The sequence below is a fragment of the Colwellia sp. BRX10-4 genome (assembly GCF_014077465.1).
Lineage (GTDB): Bacteria > Pseudomonadota > Gammaproteobacteria > Enterobacterales > Alteromonadaceae > Colwellia_A.
Map to the genome: position 1 here is coordinate 276,225 of NZ_JACGVZ010000001.1, position 23,700 is coordinate 299,924.

Annotated in this window: 21 protein-coding genes and 2 tRNA genes; 10 read left to right on the plus strand and 13 right to left on the minus strand. The window is 36.8% G+C overall.

Annotated features, from left to right (window positions below):
- Positions 1–20: 20 nt before the first annotated feature.
- Positions 21–305, plus strand: a complete 285-nt coding sequence (locus H4J67_RS01280) for a MazG nucleotide pyrophosphohydrolase domain-containing protein (protein ID WP_070374689.1) — start codon at positions 21–23, stop codon at positions 303–305.
- A gap of 486 nt (positions 306–791) precedes the next feature.
- A complete protein-coding gene (locus tag H4J67_RS01285; protein ID WP_259368446.1) occupies positions 792–1,613 on the plus strand; it encodes an RMD1 family protein in 822 nt (273 codons plus the stop codon).
- A gap of 95 nt (positions 1,614–1,708) precedes the next feature.
- On the opposite strand, the gene speB is transcribed toward H4J67_RS01285, so the two are convergent.
- From speB to H4J67_RS01300, 3 genes are all read right to left on the minus strand, one after another.
- Positions 1,709–2,635: an agmatinase gene (gene speB / locus H4J67_RS01290; RefSeq protein ID WP_182176199.1), complete on the minus strand. Its 927-nt coding sequence runs from the start codon at positions 2,633–2,635 to the stop codon at positions 1,709–1,711.
- 12 nt (positions 2,636–2,647) lie between these two features.
- Positions 2,648–4,558, minus strand: coding sequence for a biosynthetic arginine decarboxylase (speA, locus tag H4J67_RS01295; protein ID WP_182176198.1), 1,911 nt, complete (start codon positions 4,556–4,558; stop codon positions 2,648–2,650).
- A gap of 317 nt (positions 4,559–4,875) precedes the next feature.
- Positions 4,876–6,402, minus strand: coding sequence for a carbon-nitrogen hydrolase family protein (locus H4J67_RS01300; protein WP_182176197.1), 1,527 nt, complete (start codon positions 6,400–6,402; stop codon positions 4,876–4,878).
- 289 nt (positions 6,403–6,691) lie between these two features.
- On the opposite strand from H4J67_RS01300, the gene H4J67_RS01305 reads away from it, so the two are divergent.
- On the plus strand, positions 6,692–7,666 hold the full coding sequence (locus tag H4J67_RS01305; RefSeq protein WP_182176196.1) for a transposase: 975 nt from the start codon (positions 6,692–6,694) through the stop codon (positions 7,664–7,666).
- A gap of 501 nt (positions 7,667–8,167) precedes the next feature.
- Here the strand turns inward: H4J67_RS01305 and H4J67_RS01310 are convergent.
- The 7 genes from H4J67_RS01310 to mutY all read right to left on the minus strand — a co-directional run bounded on the left by H4J67_RS01310 (position 8,168) and on the right by mutY (position 13,987).
- Positions 8,168–8,551: a YdbL family protein gene (locus H4J67_RS01310; RefSeq protein WP_182202643.1), complete on the minus strand. Its 384-nt coding sequence runs from the start codon at positions 8,549–8,551 to the stop codon at positions 8,168–8,170.
- A gap of 9 nt (positions 8,552–8,560) precedes the next feature.
- A complete protein-coding gene (locus tag H4J67_RS01315) occupies positions 8,561–8,743 on the minus strand; it encodes a YnbE family lipoprotein (RefSeq protein ID WP_070374683.1) in 183 nt (60 codons plus the stop codon).
- 2 nt (positions 8,744–8,745) lie between these two features.
- Positions 8,746–11,379, minus strand: a complete 2,634-nt coding sequence (locus H4J67_RS20975; protein ID WP_182202645.1) for a YdbH domain-containing protein — start codon at positions 11,377–11,379, stop codon at positions 8,746–8,748.
- 700 nt (positions 11,380–12,079) lie between these two features.
- Positions 12,080–12,155 (minus strand) — tRNA-Thr (locus tag H4J67_RS01325).
- A 121-nt stretch (positions 12,156–12,276) separates the two neighbouring features.
- Positions 12,277–12,352: transfer RNA gene (locus H4J67_RS01330), tRNA-Phe, on the minus strand.
- 187 nt (positions 12,353–12,539) lie between these two features.
- Complete coding sequence (locus H4J67_RS01335) at positions 12,540–12,812, minus strand: oxidative damage protection protein (RefSeq protein WP_070374680.1); 273 nt, start codon at positions 12,810–12,812, stop codon at positions 12,540–12,542.
- A 101-nt stretch (positions 12,813–12,913) separates the two neighbouring features.
- On the minus strand, positions 12,914–13,987 hold the full coding sequence (mutY, locus tag H4J67_RS01340) for an A/G-specific adenine glycosylase (RefSeq protein ID WP_182202647.1): 1,074 nt from the start codon (positions 13,985–13,987) through the stop codon (positions 12,914–12,916).
- Positions 13,988–14,128: 141 nt separating this feature from the next.
- Here mutY and H4J67_RS01345 point away from each other — a divergent pair, with 141 nt between their 5' ends.
- Positions 14,129–14,467 (plus strand): 50S ribosome-binding protein YggL, encoded by a 339-nt coding sequence (locus tag H4J67_RS01345; protein WP_182176192.1) that lies wholly within the window; start codon positions 14,129–14,131, stop codon positions 14,465–14,467.
- A 151-nt stretch (positions 14,468–14,618) separates the two neighbouring features.
- Entirely contained in the window at positions 14,619–15,353 is a 735-nt protein-coding gene (gene trmB, locus H4J67_RS01350; RefSeq protein ID WP_182176191.1) for a tRNA (guanosine(46)-N7)-methyltransferase TrmB, read from the plus strand.
- 14 nt (positions 15,354–15,367) lie between these two features.
- Here the strand turns inward: trmB and H4J67_RS01355 are convergent, their stop codons facing one another.
- The 3 genes from H4J67_RS01355 to H4J67_RS01365 form a co-directional block, all read right to left on the minus strand.
- A complete protein-coding gene (locus tag H4J67_RS01355; protein WP_220463339.1) occupies positions 15,368–15,715 on the minus strand; it encodes a hypothetical protein in 348 nt (115 codons plus the stop codon).
- Positions 15,716–15,980: 265 nt separating this feature from the next.
- Positions 15,981–16,460: a methylated-DNA--[protein]-cysteine S-methyltransferase gene (locus tag H4J67_RS01360; RefSeq protein WP_182176190.1), complete on the minus strand. Its 480-nt coding sequence runs from the start codon at positions 16,458–16,460 to the stop codon at positions 15,981–15,983.
- Between the two features lie 150 nt (positions 16,461–16,610).
- The gene (locus H4J67_RS01365) at positions 16,611–17,042 is read right to left on the minus strand and encodes a CBS domain-containing protein (protein ID WP_182202649.1); all 432 of its coding nucleotides are present in this window, start codon (positions 17,040–17,042) and stop codon (positions 16,611–16,613) included.
- Positions 17,043–17,234: 192 nt separating this feature from the next.
- On the opposite strand from H4J67_RS01365, the gene H4J67_RS01370 reads away from it, so the two are divergent.
- The 5 genes from H4J67_RS01370 (at position 17,235) to H4J67_RS01390 (ending at position 23,694) form a co-directional block, all read left to right on the plus strand.
- Positions 17,235–19,478: an ABC transporter permease subunit gene (locus H4J67_RS01370; protein WP_182202651.1), complete on the plus strand. Its 2,244-nt coding sequence runs from the start codon at positions 17,235–17,237 to the stop codon at positions 19,476–19,478.
- A gap of 16 nt (positions 19,479–19,494) precedes the next feature.
- Positions 19,495–21,132, plus strand: coding sequence for a phosphate ABC transporter permease PstA (pstA, locus tag H4J67_RS01375; protein ID WP_182202653.1), 1,638 nt, complete (start codon positions 19,495–19,497; stop codon positions 21,130–21,132).
- Between the two features lie 119 nt (positions 21,133–21,251).
- Positions 21,252–22,073: a phosphate ABC transporter ATP-binding protein PstB gene (gene pstB / locus H4J67_RS01380; RefSeq protein WP_182202655.1), complete on the plus strand. Its 822-nt coding sequence runs from the start codon at positions 21,252–21,254 to the stop codon at positions 22,071–22,073.
- A 49-nt stretch (positions 22,074–22,122) separates the two neighbouring features.
- Positions 22,123–22,824, plus strand: coding sequence for a phosphate signaling complex protein PhoU (phoU, locus tag H4J67_RS01385; protein ID WP_182176185.1), 702 nt, complete (start codon positions 22,123–22,125; stop codon positions 22,822–22,824).
- 189 nt (positions 22,825–23,013) lie between these two features.
- The gene (locus H4J67_RS01390) at positions 23,014–23,694 is read left to right on the plus strand and encodes a TIGR00153 family protein (RefSeq protein ID WP_146799161.1); all 681 of its coding nucleotides are present in this window, start codon (positions 23,014–23,016) and stop codon (positions 23,692–23,694) included.
- Positions 23,695–23,700 lie beyond the last annotated feature (6 nt).

Consider the following 23,700-nt stretch of genomic DNA (forward strand, 5'->3'; position numbering starts at 1 on the left):
AAACAAAATAAGTGAAAAAAATGAAGATTAACGAAATAGCAGAGAAGAACTATCTTTGGGTAGAAAAAATGGGTTGGCATAATAAAACAACGCTAGAAGCATTAGCCCTTGTTGCATCAGAAGTCGGTGAGGCTATTAATGAATGTCGGCACGAAAAACCTAGTGATGCCTTTGGCGAAGAGCTTGCCGATATTATCCTAAGAGTGCTTGATATTTCCCATTGGCAAGGAATTGATATTGAAAACGAAATTTTAAAAAAAATGAGCAAAAATGAAATCAGAGGCACTAGGGGAAGACTTAAATAAGTTAAAGATTAATGCTTATTTCTATTTACTTTCGCTGCAAGTAAACGCTCACATTTAATTTATCATAACGTACAGTAACAACCAGATTGTTGCTGTTAGTTTAACCTATAAAGAACATCCTCTTTTTACAAACAAAAAAATCACTACATCTTTTAACCATTCTTGTAAAACTCCCAGCAGATATTCATTACGCTTTTGTCTTCCGGTTAGTTTAAGCCCTATTTTATTTTTTAAGCTAAAAACATTAACTAAAATATAGCAAACATTGTCGCCATTATATGCGCCGTTAAACAACTAAACGATATCAATTTTTTTATCAGACTGATTAAAAAATTGATATTGAGTATTTCTATTAACGGCGCAGAATCTAGCAAATTTAGTTAGTTACTGTTCATCAAAACAACTTTTTTGTTGATCAATAGCGACTAAATTTTTTAATGTATTTTAAATCGAATAAAAATCAGACAACCACTTATAAGAGTAATCATGAGTAACTTAATGGCAGGTAATGAAGTCATTTTTAGCAACGATAAATTATCAGTTTATAATTTTGGCGATAATTTTTTATCAGAAAAATCGAATATAGATAAACGCTTTTATGAAGGCGGTACTCGTTACAGAGACGCCGTACAAATAATCGTGGCAACAGGAGAGTATTGGATATTTGACTATGGTGTAGTGGTTTTTTGGGCAGTAGCCACAGGTGAACGCCAAGCATTAATCAATCGACTTAAGAGTGATAACACCCTCTATATTGAAAATATTGAAGAACATTTATGCTTTACTTTTTCTAATGAACTGATCATTAAAAAAGATACCATAGTACTACCGGATAACGATCCGTTAACACGTCTTGCGATAAGCCATGCGTTGGCGCAATCAAACAAATTGATGGAATTTGAACTTCAAGCACAAAATAAAATAATGGATTATTCTCATATTTCTGAAGAGTTGTCTAAACTGGGTAAAATATCGATTAGCCAAAAAGAAATAGCTAAAATTAGAGGTACGCTACTGAGTACTAAAAGCGATATTATTTTACATTATGGATTACTTGATACCCCAGACTTTATTTGGGAATACCCTGAATATGAAGCGACTTACGAACGTATGGCGCGTTATATGGATATTCATCAACGCGTCGAATTATTATCTAAAAAGCTTTCGACTATACATGAACTATTTGAAATGTTAGCGGCTGAACAAAAGCATCAACATTCATCATTTTTAGAATGGATTATTATCGTGTTAATTGGTATTGAGATTGTTTTGTTTATTGTTCAAGAGTTGAAAATTTTGGCGAATTAACTCGCCAATCTTTATTGTTAACATTCACTTTTTTAATGTTGGCTTTAACTTAGTAAACAGGTAAGTTATTGCGTAAAAATAACTTACCTGCTTTGTTATACAAGCTTATGCTTAGCGGTCCAAATATGTGCTAATTCTAACGCTATTGTTGCAGCGGCTAACGCAGTAACTTCACTGTGATCATACGAAGGAGCAACTTCAACTACGTCCATGCCAATCAGATTAATACCTACTAAACCTCTCAATATCTTCAACACTTTATCTGTGGTTAAACCGCCACATACTGGCGTACCTGTACCAGGAGCAAAGGCGGGATCTAAACAATCAATATCAAAGGTTAAGTAAACTGGCGTATCGCCAACCCTAGCTTTAATTAATGCGGTGATCTCACTGACACTCATATCATTAGCTTGCATGGCATTAATGACAGAAAAACCATGGTCTTGCTCTTTGTAATTTGTGCGAATACCGACCTGAATAGATTTATCTCTATCTATGAGGTTTTCTTTAGGCGCATGATAAAACATAGTGCCATGGTCATAACAACTACCATTGCTATAAGTATCAGTATGCGCATCGAAATGTATCAGTGCCATAGTGCCAAATTTTTTCGCATAAGCACGTAGTATTGGCAAAGTAACAAAATGATCGCCGCCTAGCGATAAAACCGTTTTGTCTGCATCAAGTAACTGACCTACAGCCGTTTCAACTTGCGTACAAAAATGTGCAGAGTCTCCTGGAGAAAAAACCAAGTCGCCAGCATCAATGATTTTACAGTGTTTTAATAAGCTAAAAGGCCAAGGAAATCGCTTACCTTCCCAAGCCAAATTAATTGAAGCTTGCCTAATAGCAGTAGGGCCCATTCGAGCGCCTGAGCGCCCGGTGGTGGCCATGTCATAGGGTAAGCCTAAAACAACAATATCAGCAGCCGACTCAATGGGATTTTGCACTAAAGGCTGACGTAAAAATGTCATTGCATTTGAGTAAATTGACTCATCAACTTGATTGAAAATATTTTTCATTGTACTTAATCTCTATAAATCTTCAAGGTAGGTGTAGCCTTGTAAGCCATCAACTAACTCTTTAAAAATTTCTTCACCTTCGCTTTTTGATAATCTAGCATCGATAAGCTCGGCATAGGTTTTTTTAAATAATTCGGCATCTAAATGCACATAATTCAGCATATCTTCTACCGTATCGCCTTCATTAATTTCAGTGATTTCTGCTTCACCGTCGTCATTGATGAAGACTACCGCACTGTGAGTGTCACCGAATAAATTATGCATATCACCCAAAATTTCTTGATAAGCACCCACTAAGAAAAAGCCAAGTAAATAAGGCTCATCTTCTGTCCATGCCGGTACCGGTAATGTGCTTTCAATACCTTGTCCGTCAACATAATGGTCAATAGTGCCATCGGAATCACAAGTAATATCTAATAATACCGCTCGTTTTTCATGTGATTTTTCTAAGTTACTTAAGGGTAAAACAGGAAAAACCTGATCAATGCCCCATGCATCGGGTAGTGATTGAAATAAAGAAAAATTAACAAAAAATTTATCAGCAAGTTTTTCGGTTAAATCATCCATTATTGGGCGATGAAAACGATTTTTGCCATCCATTAATTGATTTAATTCATAACAAACACGTAAATTAATTTGTTCAGCCCAAGCGCGTTGGGTTAAATTTAATAATCCCATCGAAAACTGGTTGTGTACTTCAGCCAAATCACTTTGGGTGTCATGATAAATTTCAATTAAGGCGCGATCATCATTACGGTCATTTAGTTGCGTTAACGAACGCCACATATTACTTAATAAAATAGATTCATCAGGCGTAGGTGCTATTATATTTTCTGGTTCGTAAGACTCAGTGCCAATAACATTAGAAATAAGTACCGCATGATGTGCGGTTAATGCTCTGCCTGATTCCGAAATAATCATTGGCATAGGTTGATGATAACTTTTACAAATATCACCAATAGTATGGACGATGTTATTCGCGTACTCAGCAACGCTGTAATTCATTGAGTTATGAGATTGGCTTCGTGTACCATCATAGTCAATGGCCAAACCGCCACCAACATCCATGCATAAAATACCTGCGCCTAGGTTGCGCAGTTCGCAATAAAAACGTGCCGCCTCACTAACACCTAATCTTACATCTCTTATATTGGCTATTTGTGAGCCTAAGTGAAAATGCACAAGTTTTAAGGCGTCCAGCATGTTTTCTGCTTTAAGGACTTTTACAACATTAAGTACTTGCGAAGCTGACAAACCAAACTTTGATTTTTCACCGCCACTGGCTTGCCATTTACCTTTGCCTTGAGAGGCTAAACGAACACGGATCCCTAAGCGAGGTTCAACATTGAGTTTCTTTGCTTCGGTTAAAATCATTTCTAATTCAGACATTTTTTCTAAAACGATATGAACCTTATGACCTAATTTTTCGCCAATTAACGCTAAGCGCACATATTCTCGGTCTTTATAGCCGTTACAAACAATAACCGATGAAACCTTTTGAGCCATAGCTAAAACAGCTAATAATTCTGCTTTACTGCCTGCTTCAAGGCCAAGTTGTGTGGACTCTTTATTATTTTGGCTCGCCAAAATTTCATCAACAACTTCACGCTGTTGATTGACTTTAATAGGATAAACTAATAAATATTTTTCCTGATAATCATAATCTTCTATCGCCTTATTAAAGGCTTCACATAGACTGTGAATACGATGATGAATTATTTGCGGGAAACGCACTAATGCAGGCAGTGTTAAGCCTTTATCTTCAATCATTTTAGCGATATTGATTAAATCTACTGTGTGATCCTGACGCTCAAACTTTGGCGCAACATATACATTTCCAGCATCATTAATACCGAAATAGCCCTGACTCCAATGACGTACGTTATAGTGCGCGCGAGCGTGAGCAAGATTATCTTTGTTCATTGATTTTCCTTTACTTATCCTACTTAACAATAGAATGGCAATTCTTCATGGGTAACTAAGGCGAATTAGAATTTAACAGCCGCTTAATGTCCAACAAAATAAATAATGATAGGTAACAATTATTATTGATGAGTGCTGTTGATAATTCAACTTGAGACCTGTTGATAATTCAACTTGAGACCTGAATTAGTGCACAAATTGATAGGGGGAATTTAATTTGCGGGGCAAGTGCACTGATTTTGATATTCGATTTTAGTGCGTTGACCCCGCAGATTATGAGCAGGTAAATATATTTAATTGCTTATAAAAATGACCAACTAATCTTTTTTATGTTGGGTAATACTATACAAATCATGGCGTCTATCACGCATGGTATGTACAGCACCGTGACTATGTAACTGTTTCAATAAATCTAGATTTACGTCTACAATAACAGTCATTTCTGAGTTAGGTGTTGCTTCTGCTTTGATACCCGTTGTTGGAAAAGCAAAATCAGACGGTGTAAATACCGCAGATTGGGCATATTGAATATCCATATTATTTACTTTTGGCAAATTACCTACCGCGCCAGCTATGGCAACATAACATTCATTTTCAATCGCTCTTGCCATTGCACAGTGACGCACACGTGTGTAGCCATTCTGGGTGTCTGTTAAGAAAGGCACAAACAAGATATTCATTCCCTGGTCGGCAAGTATTCTAGAGTACTCTGGAAATTCAACATCATAACAAATCATGATACCAATTTTGCCGCAGTCAGTATCAAACACCTTGAGATTTTTACCACCGACCATAGACCAACTGCGCACTTCTGCTGGCGTTAAATGAATTTTATCATAACGTTCCCATGAACCATCACGGCGGCACAAAAAGCCTGAGTTATAAAGACTGCCATCAACAAAAAAAGGCATGCTACCGGTAATAATATTAATATTGTAACTTATCGCAAATTCGATAAATTTATCACGAATTTGTTCGGTATATTCCGATAGCCTGCGAATACTCTCTGTTAAACGTAAATGGTTAAATTCTGCCATCAAAGGTGCATTGAACAATTCAGGAAACAGCACAAAATCACTTTTATAATCGGATACTGCATCGACATAAAATTCCATTTGTTCAAATAAATCATCAATACTTTTCATCGAACGCATTTGCCATTGCACTAAACCTAAACGAACCTCTGAGCGCGGAGCATTGATAAGTTTTACCGATTTAGTATAAAAGATATTCGGCCATTCAAGTAACGTGGCATACTCCATTGATTCGCTATCACCCGATAGGTAACCGGTTAGTAACTTGCGGACATAAAAATCATTGGCGAGCTGAAAACTTAATACCGGATCATATAATTCTTTGATTTTTACTTTTTCAATATACTGTTTAGCGCTCATTTTATCTGAATGTTGCGCATAGTTTGGCATACGACCACCGGCTACAATAGCGCGTAAATTCAAGTTTTCACAAAGCTCCTTACGAGCATCGTACAAGCGCCTAGCTAATCGTAAGCCGCGATAATCAGGATGAATAAAGACCTCTATTCCATATAAAGAGTCGCCTTTAGGATCATGATTATCAAAGGTCATATTGCTAGTGATTTCAGAATAAGTATGTTCATCGCCAAAATCAGCATATTCAATTATTAATGAAAAGGCACAACCGACAACAATGCCATCAACAACTACACAGATTTGCCCATCTGGAAATTTAGTTAATAAGGCTTTAACCGTGGGTTCATTCCACGTTGCTAATTCTTTATTAAGGTAAACTGATTCACTCGCCTTGCGAAGCTCTGTCATATCTTGCAATGTTAAATGACGGACGGTAACACTATTTGCTTCCATTTAAATTCCTAATTAATTTTGGTATTAATCATACTTTTCTCTCATCGTAGAGTGCAAAAAGACGATTATTGTGATTTTTATACCAAAAAATCAACTTATACAAGCATATTAAAAAAAATCAGGACAAAGACACTCACTTCAAGACCTAAGCAGACACTCACTTAAAAGACCTAAGCAGACACTCTTTTAAAAAGTTAAAAAAGACCTAAGCAGACACTCACTTAAAATTGAACAATAACAGTCTTTGCACTAAGCTAAAATAACGTAGCTATGTTATTTAGGATGAATGATGGCAACGCCAAGGAAGCAACAAATTAGTTTAGAAGACACCCCTTATTATCATTGTGTAGCTCGTTGTGTTCGACGGGCTTTCTTATGTGGTGAAGATAAATATTCAGGCCAAAGCTATGAACACCGTCGAGGCTGGGTAGAAGACAAACTTCATTTTCTTACGCAAGTATTCGCTATCGATGTCTGTGCTTATGCGGTAATGAGTAACCATTATCATGTAGTCGTATTTATTGATGAGGCAAAAGCTAAGCAATGGAGCATGATAGAAGTTCTTGAACGTTGGCATACTTTATACAAAGGTACCTTACTGACCAAGCAATATTGTCAAGGTGAAGCCTTAGCAAAACCATTACTTGATATAGTTAAGTCAACCGCTAAGGTTTATCGAAAACGTCTGATGAAAATTAGTTGGTTTATGGGTTATATCAATGAGGGTATTGCTAGGGCCGCTAATCAAGAAGATGACTGCAAAGGTAGATTCTGGGAAGGTAGATTTAAATCACAAGCGCTATTAGACGAAGCTGCTCTTGCATCTTGTATGGCATATGTTGATTTAAACCCTATTCGAGCTAATGCTGCACAAACACCAGAAAATTCAGAACATACAAGTATTAAACTTCGATGTGAACAGGCAGAAAAAAGCAAGCAGCCTAGCACGCTATTACCCTTTATTGGCAATCCAATAAAGGGTATGCCAAAAGGTTTACCTTTTGAACTCAAAGATTATCTTAAATTAATTGAGTTAACAGGTAGATGCATTAGAGAAGGTACATCTGGTTTCATAGAAGAAAACCAACCTGCAATACTTAATCGATTAAATATATCGGCTGAAAATTGGTTGATAATCACCACTGAGTTTAATACCCAGTTCCATGGTGCCATTGGTCATGAAATTGCACTGAGTAATTACTGTCAGCATCAACAGTTAAAGCGACGACAAAATTTGAGTCATTGCAAACAACTATTTTCTTAAATAGTTAATCCATCAAAATATCTTCAGATTGTTAATCAGGTGCTTCCTGCGGACAAAATTGCCAAAATATCGATGATTTAAGAAATATAAAGTTGAAAAACTGTTTTAGCACACTTTCATATGACTAAAAATCGATATGACTGACGACAGAAGATCAGTTATTAAAATATTTCTGTTGTTTGAATTAAAGTGAGTGTCTGTGCTTTTTAGCACACTTTCATATGACTAAAAATCGATATGACTGACGACAGCAGATCAGTTATTAAAATATCTATGATATTTGAATTGAAGTGAGTGTCTGTGCTTTTTATTATGATATTTGAATTGAAGTGAGTGTCTGTGCTTTTTATTTTTATATCGAAACGAAACCTTAACATTGTTGTTAAGGTTTCGTTTCTTTCTAGAGAAGGCTATGCTTATACTTAAATACCATCAGTAACAGCATCTTTTTTGGTGGTTTTTGGTAACGTCCTTATAAATCATAATCTTGGTTTGTTCACTCTATGCGCTCGTGCTGTTCGCTTTAGGTGCAGTTACTAGACTTTGTTTTTTAACCCATTGCCCCGCGCTATTTTGGATAAAGTGGCTTGGTTGAGTTTTATCATAAGCTTTTTTACCCGCTAAAGCGGTGACTTGTTGCATGGTGATTTTATTGGTGCGTGCTAAATTCATATAAATACTTTTGCGCTTTTCGTTAACACTGGTGACTAGGCTTTTCGCGTCTGGGCTATCAATAATAAGACCTAAGTAACCATTAGACATTTCACCAACTAAACCTTGTTGTTTTGCATCGTCGAGTGAAATAGCCCAAGCTGAAAAGGCTATAGTAGAGACCAATAGAGCACAGCTTATTTTTATTATGAATTTCTTTGTTAAATTTTTCATGGTTTTTCCCTAAAATATGTCGCTTTCAGCACTAAATATGTCGTCTAGTTCTTTATCTACCTTCACCTTTATTTCATGATCAATTTTCAAATTTAAATTAATGGTGATCGGTTCTTTTGCACTAACTTCTATCTTATGTGTACAGGCACTGATAATGAAAACAGTGAATAGCACGATTAGTATTTTACTCATACTTACTCCTTCTTTTTTTGTAAACCTTTGATAAGGCTTTCTTCAAAACGTTGAGTTATTGATAATGATTCAAGTAAACCAAGTAAGTCATAACTCAAATTCAAATTTAAATTAACATCGTTATCAATATCTGGATTGCGACCTTTTATTACTGTGTTTAACTGCATGTAACCGTCGTCTGCCATTGTAACTGCGGAGGAAAGCTGATGATAATGCAAGTTTTGCAGTGCATCAAACGCCAGTTTTAGTTGACTGTTGTTTGCTTTAAGCTCTGTTACGGCTGGGTTATCAATGACCTGTATCAGTCCATTGCTAGTATTATGCAGTTCACCTTTTTCAATAATATATTTATCACCATCAAAAGTAACGGGAAGTTGGCCTGATATGTTACCCGTTACAACAATACCTTGTTTTTCATCTAATGCTAATACTTGCTCTAAGTCTATACTATTAAGCTGAACATTAACTGAATGCCCATGTTCGACAGGCCATTGTATATTTGGAATAAAGAAGCTGCCCCCTAAAACATTCGCCTTAAGTTTGTTGGCTGAAAGCTGAAAGCTTTTATCGAATGTCCAGTTAGTGTTAATTGATAGCTTTGAAATAGGGGTAACCGTTTCAATTAATTCAACGGTTAGGTTTTCTTTAGCATTAGGCAGAGTCGTTATTTTTCCTGCGAGTAAGGAAAAATGTTGTTGCCAATTGAGCTCTTGCAACCAAATGCCATTGATTTCACCACTGAGTGAGGTAATTGCCAGCGAAACGTTAAATGGTGTGTTTTCAATATTGTTTAAAGCGTTTATTTGACCCGAAATATTATAATCTAATAGGCCATCAATCAATTCAACTTCAGTCGGCAATTGGATATTTAACGATAATAAGTTGGTGAGTTGTAAATTTTTGGCGGTAATAACTAGATTAGGTGACTTGACTGGGCCAGTAAAAAAAATACTGCCTAGGTTTACTCCGTCAGCACTGGCTTGAGCATTAAGCTGAATATCGTCAAAGCTGCCGTTGATTTCACTAAAAACATTAAACGAAGTTATTTTTAGTTTGTTAGGAATATTCAGCTGTGAAGCGTGATTACCAACTTTTAGTTTAATACTTAGATTGTTGTCCCCTAACAGCGTTAAGCTACCCGTTAACTTTGTTGTTAATTTTTTTAGACTTAACAGTGTTTGAGGTTTTTGTGCAGTGGACGTTTTTGTGGTGATTTTATGGGGCGATTGATTATTATCTTTGCCCTCAGTCATTTGTTTAAGCACCACAATATTATTTAAGGTGATTGAAGAGTCTGCTGTTAAATTAATCGTTGTTGTTTGCTCGGTTTTATTTAGTGAGCCAATTAAGTGTAAAGCAATAGGCGCAGGAGTGTATTTGGCTATGTTGGCCAACTTCAGCTGACTATCAATAATAAAATGCTCTACTGCTAATGCATAAGGTGTTTGTGGGGTAGGTAAGGCAAAAGTAATATTATCAATTTTTACTTGGTGAGGTCGTGCGCCGCTAATGACGCTTATTTCAAGATGACTAAGGTAGCCCTTACTATCGTTCAGTGTTAATCGGGCATTACCTTGCGGTTTTATGGTTACGTGCGTCAACGGATTCTCTTTAAGTATTGACATCATCGTTGGTGATAGCCCTGTTTGGGTTAACTTCGCTAACAACTGTGGCTGACTATACTCCACTAATATTTCATTTTTTCCAACAAAGGTTAACGCGACGGTTATCTTGTCTTTAGCGGAAATATCAAGGGTCGTTTCTGTGGGGTTTAAATCAAATCGACCATCGAAGTTCAGCGCGCCTAATAGTTTAAATGGGCCGCTGTTGTCTATGCCGTTTTCAGAAATTATAGAGATATTGCTTATTTGATTTTGCAGGCTAATAGCGTTCGCATGATACTTTATCTGTGTGTTGATATCCCCTGTGATCTCGCTAGCTGCTAAGTTGTTTGTTAATGCTGCGGTAATAGGTAATCGATGGGCGCTTAAAAAGCTTTTGAGTAAACTTAATTTACTTGAGATCGCAATGGAAAAACCTTCTTTCTCTCGGGTTAGCTTAGCCTCAATAAACCCTACGCTTTCGGATGTTGTTAGTGTAAAAGACAAGTTATTAGCTAGTGTTGATAAATTAGCAATATATTTTGTCTCAGTTTTATTGCTAAGCGTAAACGGTGAATAGGAAAGTTTAGTGACATTTATTTTTGCCGGTAAATTAAACTGCTTAATCTGTTGTGCATAAGTTTGTAAGCTTGTTGAAAGCAATTGGCTTAAGTTTTGATTTTCTTGCTCTTTGTTTAAGATAGCATCATCTTTTTTGGAGAATAAATGATCTGTACCTTTAATCTCTGCCAACCCTATATCAATATCCGTTATATTAAGGGTAGGGGATAGTTGCCATTGTATAGTCATACCGACAATTTGAATATTAGCCTTTGGGGTCTGTAAACATGCCTTGTTGACTCTAATGGCCATATTACTGGTAAGGCTTACATTTAGGCAAGTCAGCGCTATTTTGTCTGAATTGAATTGTGTTTTTACAAGGTAATTGATAACTGAAACTCTAGCACTGTAAGTGATAGTGAAAATAATCAGTAAGGTGATAACAGCAATTAAGATAAATTTAAGAAATCGCACTTAGGCTCCCTTGCCATAGTTACTTTTTTAACCCAAGTAGAAAATATGTTAATTGTTATTAATTGCTGATGACCGTGAGTCGACAGTCTATTTATGGTCACAACAGTTAACAGGGTAGCCTAATTTTACACAATCGAATATAGCTAGTGATTGATGAATTACAGGAAAAAACAAGATTACAGGTACTTTTTACCATATCAGTAGGTGGTTTTACTTTTCTTAAGACGAAAAAAAACCTTAACATTGCTGTTAAGGTTTCTTTCCTTCCTTTTGGAATGGAAGAAAGGTTGCTGACTGCCGGAGTTAAACTGCAGCCCGTTAAGAGTGACTGAGTTTATCAGTAGGTGGTTTTACTTTTCTTAAGACGAAAAGAAACCTTAACATTGCTGTTAAGGTTTCTTTCCTTCCTTTCGGAATGGAAGAAAGGTTGCTGACTGCCGGAGTCGAATTGCCGCATGTTAAGAGTGACTGAGTTTATCAGTAGGTGGTTTTACTTTTCTTAAGACGAAAAAAAACCTTAACATTGCTGTTAAGGTTTTTTTCCTTCCTTTCGGAATGGAAGAAAGGTTGCTGACTGTCGGAGTCGAATTGCCGCATGTTAAGAGTGACTGAGTTTATCAGTAGGTGGTTTTACTTTTCTTAAGACGAAAAAAAACCTTAACATTGCTGTTAAGGTTTTTTTCCTTCCTTTCGGAATGGATGGTGCCGACTGCCGGAGTCGAACTGGCGACCTACTGATTACAAGTCAGTTGCTCTACCAACTGAGCTAAGTCGGCACACAAAGATGTGTGCGATAAATTTATTCTATTGAACTATCTATCTTGGCACCGAACAAATGTTTCTACACTATTTCTATATTAAAAAGTAAGCAACAAATATTCAAATAGGTTGAATAGATGGTGCCTCGACCCGGAATCGAACCAGGGACACGAGGATTTTCAATCCTCTGCTCTACCGACTGAGCTATCGAGGCAGTGTCTAATCTGCTGTCTTTTCGGCTTTGCCTTGAAGACGGGGCGTATTAAACTGTTTTTCGATTTGTTCGTCAACCCTTTTTTTTAAATAAATGTTTGTTTGCTTGTTTTTTCTGCTTATTGGCGGAATAGTCAGCGTAAAATCACCATTTAATCAAATTCTTAATAAAAAAAGTTGTTGAACCCTTACTTTTTCGGTGGAACGTAACCTTCAATTTCTGGTTCTTTTCCTTCAAAAAGATAAGCAACCATAGCCGTTTCTAAAAAAGCACGGTCATTTGGCTCCATCATGTTCATTTTTTTCTCATTAATAAGCATGGTTTGTTTTTGTTGCCAGTTTTTAAATGCTTCTTGACTGATATTATCAAAAATACGTTTACCGACTTCTCCAGGATAAAGTTGAAATCCTAGTCCTTCAGCATCTTTTTTTAAATTTTGGCAAAATATAATACGGCTCATAAGTTAATTCTCTTGTTCTAGGTTGTAAGTTGGTCTGTGCATTTATACTTTTACCACTTTAATATTCATCTGTATCTTAAAGTGGTATCGATATATAAATATCATGGTTTTAATAAGCTGATCAATTTTTGAGTTGATGCTGCTAAGCCAACCGATGCAGTTGTGGCTAAATTATACCACTGTTGTTGGTTGTTTTCGTTGATTTCTTTTGCTGGTAATTGTTCACAATCAATCACTACTGGTGATATATCTAAATGGAAGTGACTAAAGGTATGGCGAAATTTTGCCAAAGGTACAACGGACGTTTGTTTCAAATGGAGCTTCACTAATAATGCGGCAATCTCTTCTTCGTGCTCGACCTCTAAAAAACACCATAAACCTCCCCATATGCCACTTGGCGGCCGTTTCTCTAATAATACTTGCTGGTTAATACGAGGTATCACCATAATAGTTTGTTTTTCTGGAATGGTTTTCTTTGGTTTTTTTTGTGGGTAACTACTTTGTTCATTCAGTGAAAAAGCTAAACAACTGTCACTTAACGGGCAAAGATCGCATTTAGGTTTACTGCGCGTACAAATAAGTGCGCCTAGATCCATCATCGCTTGATTAAACTGAGCAACACCTTCTTTGGGCGTTAATACCTCTGCAATCGGCCATAACGCTTTTTCATACTTACTCTGACCATTATGGCCTTCAACCATATAACAACGAGCTAATACCCGTTTTACATTACCATCTAAAATAGCGTGATGCTTATTCAATGCCAAACTTAAAATTGCACCAGCCGTTGAACGACCAATACCTGGTAGAGCAATAACTTGTTCAATGTCCTCAGGAAAAGTACCTTGGTATTGCTGAGTAATTATTTTTGCTGTTTTATGTAAATTACGAGCTCGAGCGTAATAACCTAATCCTGTCCAGTGATGTAAAACGTTATCTTCATCGGCATTAGCTAAATCGGTAATTGTTGGAAAACTGTCCATAAAACGATGATAGTACGGAATAACCGTTGCTACTTGTGTTTGTTGCAACATTATTTCAGAGATCCATACACGGTATGGGGTTTTATTGTGCTGCCAAGGTAAGTGCTTTCTGCCTTGGGCTTGATACCAGTCGAGTGTTTGCGTGGCAAAAAACTGTGCTGATTTCAGTGATATTTGAGTTTTATTTGTCATAGCGACTTAGTTTACCTAATAAACGGGCGCGAATAAATGTGCATTTTTTATTGCAAAAATTTATAATGCCATTATGCTCTCGTCCATATTAATCTCGAGATTATTACTCGAAATATACTTGCTAAGATTTAAGGAATTAAAATGAAATTAAATGCTAAAAACCGTAACCGCCGTTTACGTAAAAAATTACGTGTTGATGAATACCAAGAATTAGGTTTTGACGTCGCTTTTAAATTAGCTGACGGTACAGACAATGATACGGTTGATACTTTTTTGAATAACTTTTTTAATGAAGTTATTCAACCTAATGGTTTAGGTTTTGGTGGCGAAGGCGATGTTTTATGGCATGGTATCGTTTGTACTCAAAATATCGGTAAGTGTACCGATGAACACCGCACCGCTGTAGAATCTTGGTTGAATGAAAATGGCGCTACAGCAGTAGCTGTTAGTGATCTTTACGATGTTTGGTGGGCTGAATAACTTTATTCATCATAAATGAACTTTACCCGGCATTGTAAGCATTTTTCAGTGCCGTTACTTATGTACAATAAGTGCAGACTCAGAAAATTTTGACCGCTTTGTTTAAAGCACATTTATTTAGAATAAAACTTGGATTATATTGAAGAAATATATGGTAGATAAAACTGAAAACACCCACAAAAGCATTGAAGAAGCTGAAAAAGAAGGCAAGTATATTCGCAAAGTACGTAGTTTTGTTAAGCGCGAAGGGCGATTAACAAAAGGACAAGCGAATGCATTGGAGCAATTTTGGCCAACAATGGGCTTAAACCACCTCGATGGAATGATTGACTTTGCTCACTTATTTAATAACAGCAATCCTATTATCTTAGAAATTGGTTTTGGCATGGGTAAATCTTTAGTTGAAATGGCAAAAAATGCCCCAGAACTAAATTTTGTTGGTGTTGAAGTGCATCGTCCGGGTGTTGGCGCTTGTATTTCATTAGCAGATGAAGAAGGCGTTAATAATTTAAAGGTTTTTGAACACGATGCGATAGAAGTACTTGCTGACTGTATTCCTAATGGTTCATTAACGACTGTGCAATTGTTTTTTCCTGATCCTTGGCATAAAAAGAAGCATCATAAACGTCGAATTGTTTCGTTAGAATTTGTCGAAACTATTCGTCAAAAGCTAAAGGTGGGTGGTGTTTTTCATATGGCTACTGACTGGGAAAATTACGCAGAATGCATGATTGAAGATATGATCTCAGCGCCGGGCTATAAAAACTTAGCCACCGATGGCGACTTTGTGCCACGTCCTGATTCTCGGCCATTAACGAAATTTGAAAACCGTGGTCATAACTTAGGCCATGGCGTTTGGGATATTCAATTTAAACGCCAAGATTAATATAGAATGAACAATTAATTTAAGTATTCTTGTTCAACGTGAAAAAGATGCTGGCTATTACGTAAGTTGCCGGTGTCTTTTAACCACTGCGTACTAATGATTTCTCGTTGCAAGGCGGCTTGCAAAATACGCACTTTATACTGCGACCAATAATAAATCGTTGCCTGTTGATGAATTTCGTTATTTGGGAAAACCTCACTTCTGCTTTCTTCTAATTCGGCTAAAATATCGGCAATAACTTTTGGCTTTAACTCTTTTTCTATCTGTAGCTTAAATTTAGTGAAACGTTTTGCTTTAACTAATAACCATGCCATCCACAATATTACGGCAACAGCAAAAAAAAATAAAATATCTATACTCATGACTGATTTATTCTATAAAAACATTGCGAGCATCTTATCAGTCAAATTGAATTTGGCTAAAGCTTATTTTTATTTTATAACTCGGATATCAGCAAAAATTAAGCCGCCTGTCTTCTGAGCTCTATGTTAGGTTAATTAAACGCTATATTGTGGTTTTTCCTCGGCGAGTCACTTTGCTTTTTTGCTAAGCAACATAGCAATTAAACGCTATATTGTGGCTTTTCCTCGATGAGTCACTTTGCTTTTTTGTTAAGCAATATAGCAATTAAACGGTGAATTGGGCTTGTTCATGCATAAGTAACTTTGCTTTTAAAGCTAAACCGCCAGCATATCCTGTTAATTTTCCATTGGCGCCTATGACACGATGGCAAGGGATAATTAAAGCGATTGGGTTTTTTCCGTTTGCTGCGCCAACTGCTCTTACGGCCTTTTCATTATTAATTTTTTTTGCTATCCATAAATAACTTTTTGTCTCACCTTGTTTGACAGTCAGCAATGCTTGCCATACTTTTTGCTGAAACGGTGTACCTTGTGGTGCAAGTGTCAAGTCAAAGACAGTACGATGACCAGAAAAATATTCTGCAAGCTGTTGAACCACCCGGGTAAAGTGAGTAGGGCTCTCTATGTAACTTTCATCAATAATCAGCGGTAAAGCGCCATCTTGAAAAGCAAGTGCAGTTAGCCCTTGGTCATTAGCGGTTAATGCAATATCGCCGTAAGGAGATGGGGTGATAGTAAAGTACATATTGATTCCTTTGTTAAAGCATAACCCATGAAATATCGTGAGGATAAATAACTATTTTAAAGATAATTAACGTTAATGCACAGCACTAAAATTGCTTCTTCAGTTAAAACGCTAAAGTGAAATAAAGCATAAGTCGTTTTATGTCAGTCGTTATTTATTAGTGGCTAACTTGTTACGGTATTGTCGCGCAATAACTTTTAAAATATCACGCCAACTGATAATACCAATGGGTTGCATTTCATCATTTACAATCGGCAGGCATGAAAGGTGGTTGTCATGAAACATTAATACTGCGTCATTCAAACTGACTTCTGCTTTGGCTGTCGTTAGGTCTCTGTTCATGATGAGGTGTAACTTCTTTTGTAACATTGAATGGTCACGGGGCGTTTCGTTTTTAGTGCCAATTGTTGGACTTAAATGCTTGTATATATCTCTATCGGTGACCACCCCGACAAGCTGTTTATCACAAAGTATCAAAATGTGGTGAATACGGTGTAGGTCAAATATTGCTTTTGCTTTACTTAAATCATCGTCAAGTTCTAAGGTAATTAAGTTTGTCGACATAATTTTACTTAAGCTCATCATTCTCTCCTAATATTTGATTTTTTGTTTGATCGTCACGATAAACAAAACTTTGTTAGTTAACAATCATCTTCTAGTCAAACTAGCTCTTTAGTGATTTATATAAAACTAATTGTTGGTTGTCACAAAAGTGTCACACAACTGTCTTATAATTCATATTGTACTAAAGTCTCCATAATTGAAGGTGTTTAAGTGGCAATTGCATTAAAATCGACTGGCCCACGCCAGTTGAAAAATACATTAGCACAATGGTTAATAACAATAGGCGGTATAAGTGTTTTATTTACACTTGTGCTGATCTTTCTATATTTACTGTATGTGATAAAACCTATTTTTGAGTCGGCAACAATAGACCCTGTTGGTCAATTTGAAATCAGTACCTCGGCACCCACGTTATCTGCGGGTATTGATGAACTAAAAGAAATCGCTTTTCAAATTACTGAGCAAGGTGATATTAACTTTTATCAGCTTGTCAAAAGTGCTGCTCATGAAAAAGGTACGTTAGTACTTAGTGAAAAATTATTGAGTGATGATAAAACCTTAATTAATGTGGTTAATTCTGGTATAGAAAAGAAACTGCTCATTGATAGTGACGGCGACATGCAGCTTATTGCCGCTAAATTCTTTTCTAATTTTGACTCAGGTACACGAGAAATTATTCCAAGTGTTACTTATCCTTTAGGAGAAAAGTCGATAGCCGTTGACGAAAGTGGCGAAGTTCTTACTGAACTTTCATTTGGTATGAATGATGAAAAAGCAGTTTTTGTTGCGTTTACGCAAGATCAGCGTTTAATTAAGACTAGCTTAATTGCTGAAGATGACTTTACTTACGACAGCGCTTACGAAACTATTTATCAAGAAATTGATTTTCCTGCTAATCATGTTAACGAAATCTTGGTCACTCCTGATATGGGTTTAGCTTTTGTTCGTAGTGATGACCAAGTTTTTGTTTTTGATCTTAGTGATGAAGATGAGGTTAAACTTAAAGCCACAATTATTCCGTCTTTAGAACAAACTAGAACCAAACCCCACCATGTTACTGCAATGGCATTACTTTCTGGTAGTAGCTCAATCTTATTAGGTAGCAGTGCGGGTGAAGTTACACAATGGTTTGAAGTGGCTACTGACGATGGTCGTCAATTTAAAAATGTTCGTACTTTTAACGTTAGTGACACAGAAGCCGTTACCCAAATTCATACTGAACAATTTCGTAAAAGTTTCTATACTTTAACGACATCAGGAAATATGGGGGTTTTTTATACCACCAGTGAGGCTGATTTATGGCGTGGTCAACTAACAACTGCCGAACCTAGCGTATTTGCAATTTCGCCTCGTGCTGATGGTTTAGTTGTGATTGACGAAAACCAGCTAAAAATATTCAGTGTTGAAAATGAACATCCCGAAGTGACTTGGAGTGCTTTGTGGGAAGAAGTCTGGTACGAAGGTTACCCAGAGCCAGAGTATATTTGGCAGTCAACTTCCGGTTCAGATGATTTCGAAGGTAAGTTTTCTTTAGTTCCCATTACATTTGGTACTATGAAAGCAGCCATGTACGCGATGTTATTTGCTGTACCTATTGCGTTAAGTGCTGCGATTTACACGGCTTACTTTATGACCCCCGGTATGCGGAGAAAAGTTAAGCCAACAATTGAATTAATGGAAGCATTGCCAACAGTTATTTTAGGGTTCTTGGCGGGTTTATGGTTAGCGCCAATAATAGAAAATTATTTGCCAGCAATCGCAATGCTATTAATTATGTTACCGCTTTCAGTTTTTGTAACTGCATTTGCTTGGCATAAACTGCCTAAAGATATGAAAAATATTATTCCTGAAACATGGGCGCCGATCATACTTCTTCCTGTCTTATTGATTGCCGGTGGTAGTGCATTTTTGTTATCTCCTTTCTTTGAAACCTTGTTCTTTGGTGGTGATGTTCGTCAGTATATTACTAACGACCTTGGTATTGACTTTGACCAACGTAATTCATTAGTAGTTGGTTTAGCGATGGGATTCGCTGTTATACCAACCATTTTTTCTATGGCAGAAGATGCAATATTTAGTGTACCTAAGCATTTAACCAGTGGTTCACTTGCTTTGGGTGCTACACAATGGCAAACGCTTGCGAAAGTTGTTTTGTTAACCGCTAGTCCAGGTATTTTTTCGGCAGTGATGATGGGCTTGGGCCGTGCAGTAGGCGAAACTATGATAGTGCTGATGGCTACGGGTAATACCCCAATTTTAGATTGGAGTATTTTTCAAGGTATGCGTACCTTAGCAGCAAATATTGCTGTAGAAATGCCAGAGTCCGAGGTAGGGAGTTCGCATTATCGAATTCTATTTTTAGCTGCTTTTGTTTTATTTGTTTTCACTTTTATTTTTAACACGTTTGCTGAGCTGATACGTCAGCGCTTACGTGAAAAATACAGCTCGTTATAGTTAAGGAACTGAGTTTATGAATAGTTGGTTTAAATCTGGTTCTCCGTGGGTGTGGTTGTCTGCTGGCGGAGTAAGTATCAGTTTAATTTCAGTTCTAGGTTTATTGTGGTTAATTGCTTCACGTGGTTTATCCTACTTTTGGCCTGCAGACATTTATCAATTTGAGACGGTTAATGAAAAAGGCCAAGTAGTTACTGTTATTGGTGAGATATACGATCGTGAAAGCCTGCCAAGCAGGCAGTTATCGCATTTAAATTTAGGTTTAGATCCGACTAAAGAAACCATTGAGCGAATTTTGGTGAAAACGGGTAACCGTGAATTAGTTAATCTAGACTTTCGTTGGTTGTTAATGCCACTTATTAACAAAACAACCATGCCTGAAGATGTTGTGGTGGTTGAGCGTCGCACCAATGGTAATTTTTATGGTTTCATTGAAGGGATTATCTTAGATGGTCAGCTTGTAGGCCTAGAAAAAATGTCTGAATTGCTTGAACGTGTTGATAACTTTCAAGACGAAATGGATGAATTACAAAAAGTTGATATCGGCGCTATTAATTATCAAATAGAACGCTTGCGGCTGAAAAAGCGTAAACATAAACTTGATGAGACTTTAACCGTTGAGCGTGAGCAAGAAATTGATGCAGAAGTTGCCCGTTATAACGCAGATTATCAAGTACTAGAAAAAAAGTTAATGGCTATCCGTGACAAAGTATCTCGTGATCAACTTGTGGTACGCGCTATGGGGGGGGAGGTTATAGAGATAAATTTTGCAGAAATACTCAAAGTTACTTATAACAATAGACTATCTATTGTTGGTCGAGCTGCGGTATTTATTCAGCAAATAGGCAGTTTCTTAATTGATGATCCTCGAGAAGCAAATACCGAAGGGGGAGTATTTCCTGCAATATTTGGTACTGTCTTAATGGTTTTACTGATGACGGTTATTGTTTCTCCTATGGGCGTTATAGCGGCTATTTACTTACATGAATATGCGGGTAAAAATGCCCTGACTAAACTACTTCGTATCTCCGTTATTAACTTGGCAGGTGTACCATCAATCGTTTATGGGGTCTTTGGCTTAGGTTTCTTTGTTTACATGGTGGGTGGTAGTTTAGATCAGCTGTTTTATGCCGAGACATTACCTAGCCCAACTTTTGGTACGCCAGGTGTTATGTGGTCGGCTATTACTTTAGCGATACTAACATTACCTGTTGTTATTGTTTCAACCGAAGAAGGTCTATCACGCATTCCGTCAGCTATGCGTCACGGTTCTTTAGCGCTAGGTGCAACCAAAGCAGAAACGTTATGGCGTATTATTCTACCAATTGCTAGTCCGGCAATTATGACGGGTATTATTTTAGCGATTGCGCGTGCGGCCGGTGAAGTTGCACCACTGATGCTGGTTGGAGTTGTAAAAATGGCACCAAATTTACCACTTGATGGTAACTTCCCATATTTACATTTAGACCGTAAGTTTATGCATTTAGGTTTTCATATTTATGATGTAGGTTTCCAAAGTCCTAACGTTGAAGCGGCAAGACCATTAGTTTTTGCAACTGCATTTTTATTGGTGACAATTATTGTCTCACTGAATATGACAGCGGTTACCATACGTAACCGTTTAAGAGAAAAATATCGCATGCTAGAGCATTAACTTTATTGAAGAATACTCTTCTTATTTTAGTTAAATATACTGAAATAAGAATGACCTAAAATATAAAGTAAAAAAGTTTTAACAGTCACGAACAAAATTAAGCATTGAAAGAGAAAACTATGATTTCAGTCATCCCAAGAACATTAGATCCAAAAGTTAAACTTGATCTTAACAATTTATCGCCAGAACAAGTGGCGTTAGAAATTAAAAATTTGAACTTATATTATGGTGATAAACAAGCACTTCAAAATATCAGCATGTCTATTCCTAAAGGACAAGTTACCGCGTTTATTGGTCCCAGTGGTTGTGGTAAATCTACGTTGTTACGTTGTATTAACCGTATGAATGATTTGGTTGATATATGTAAGATTGAAGGTGAAATTAATCTTCATGGCGAAAATATTTATGGAAAACATGTTGATGTTGCAGCGCTGCGTCGTCAAGTAGGTATGGTTTTTCAACGACCTAATCCATTTCCTAAAAGCATTTATGAAAATGTTGTCTACGGTTTACGTATTATGGGCGAAAATAATCGCCGTGTATTAGATGAAGCTGCAGAAGTTGCGCTGCGAAGTGCAGCATTGTGGAATGAAGTAAAAGACCGTTTGCACGATAGTGCACTGGGACTTTCTGGCGGTCAACAGCAACGTTTAGTGATCGCTCGCGCCATTGCGATTAAGCCAGAAGTTTTATTGCTTGACGAACCTACTTCGGCACTTGACCCTATTTCAACATTGACGATTGAAGAATTGATTAATGACTTAAAAAAGCAGTTTACTGTGGTCATTGTTACCCATAATATGCAACAAGCCGCACGTGTTTCAGATCAAACAGCATTTATGTACATGGGTGACTTAATTGAATACAGCGATACCAATACGCTGTTTACCACGCCGGCAAAAAAGAAAACTGAAGATTATATTACTGGCCGTTACGGTTAATAAAGACGATTAATATTCTACTTTTAATGTAGAATAACAAGGAAAAACAATGGATAACATCAATCTTGGTCGTCATATATCAGGCCAATTTAACGAAGATTTAGAAAACGTCATCAACCATGTCATGCATATGGGTGGTTTGGTTGAAAAACAATTAAGCGATTCACTCACGGCTGTTTATGATGCGGATGAAGTATTGGCAAAAAATGTGCTAGCGAACGATTATAAAATTAATGCCTTAGAAGTCAGTATTGACGATGAATGTACACGCATCATAGCAAAGCGTCAGCCAGCTGCTGGCGATTTACGTTTAATTATGGCTATTGTAAAAACAATTGCTGATTTAGAGCGTATCGGCGACGAAGCACAGAAAATTGCTCGGGTAGCACTCGAAAACTTCTCTGGAGAGCAAAAAGCGCTATTACTTAATTTAGATAATTTAGGTCGTAAGGTTTTAGAATTTTTACAAGCAACTCTTGATGCTTTTACACGTATGGATGTCGACTCAGCTGTTTTAACTCATGGCAATGACGAGAAGATTGATCGTGAATACGAGGCGCTAATGCGCCAATTAATGACTTACATGATGGAAGATCCGCGTTCTATCCCACAAATAATGAGTGTTATCTGGTCAGCTCGTGCTTTAGAACGTATTGGTGACCGTTGTCAAAATATTTGCGAATACATTATCTATTTTGTCAAAGGAAAAGATGTTCGCCACACAACAGCTGAAGATATTAAATCTTTGTAAATTTGGAAAAAGCCGCTACGTTTAAATAACTTTCTATATACCTGTTATGTTTCGACAAATCATAGCTATATCTAGTTAAAAGCACAGGAATTGTCAGGTGATCGTGATAAAACGCTTGAAGATCGTGTTAAATGGGTTAATATCCGCGACGAATAATAACAAAGAGCAATTTGGCTCTGGGAATAAATTATGGCTAGAAATTCAATACTAGGTGTCTTTGCAAAATCACCTATTAAACCATTAGAAAAACACATTCGATTGGTCACTAAGTGTTGTAATCAACTAACTCCTTTCTTTGCTGCTTGTGCTGAACAAGATTGGTCAAAAGCAGGGAAACTTCGCAGTAAAATCTCAAAATATGAACGCGACGCAGACAAATTAAAACGCGAAATACGCCTTGAACTTCCGGGTGGCTTATTTATGCCTGTTGATCGTGCTGATTTGTTAGAGTTACTTTCACAACAAGACAAAATTGCTAATAAAGCAAAAGATATTGCCGGACGTATTTTAGGACGCAAACTGATAATACCAGAAACACTACAAGATTCTTTTGTGGCGTATGTTGCTCGAAATATTGAAGCCGCAGAAAAAGCAGCTGACGCGATTAATGAATTAGACGACTTATTAGAAACAGGTTTTCGTGGTCGAGAAGTAGCATTGGTTGAGAAGATGATTAACCAATTAGATGAAATAGAAGATGATACAGACGGCATGCAAATTAAATTGCGTAGCGACTTATTGGCGATTGAGAATGACTTAAATCCTATTGATGTAATGTTTTTATATCAAATTATTGAATGGATAGGTGATTTAGCCGATTTAGCCGAACGTGTTGGTGCTCGTTTAGAAATTTTACTGGCTAGAAAATAAGGCTTA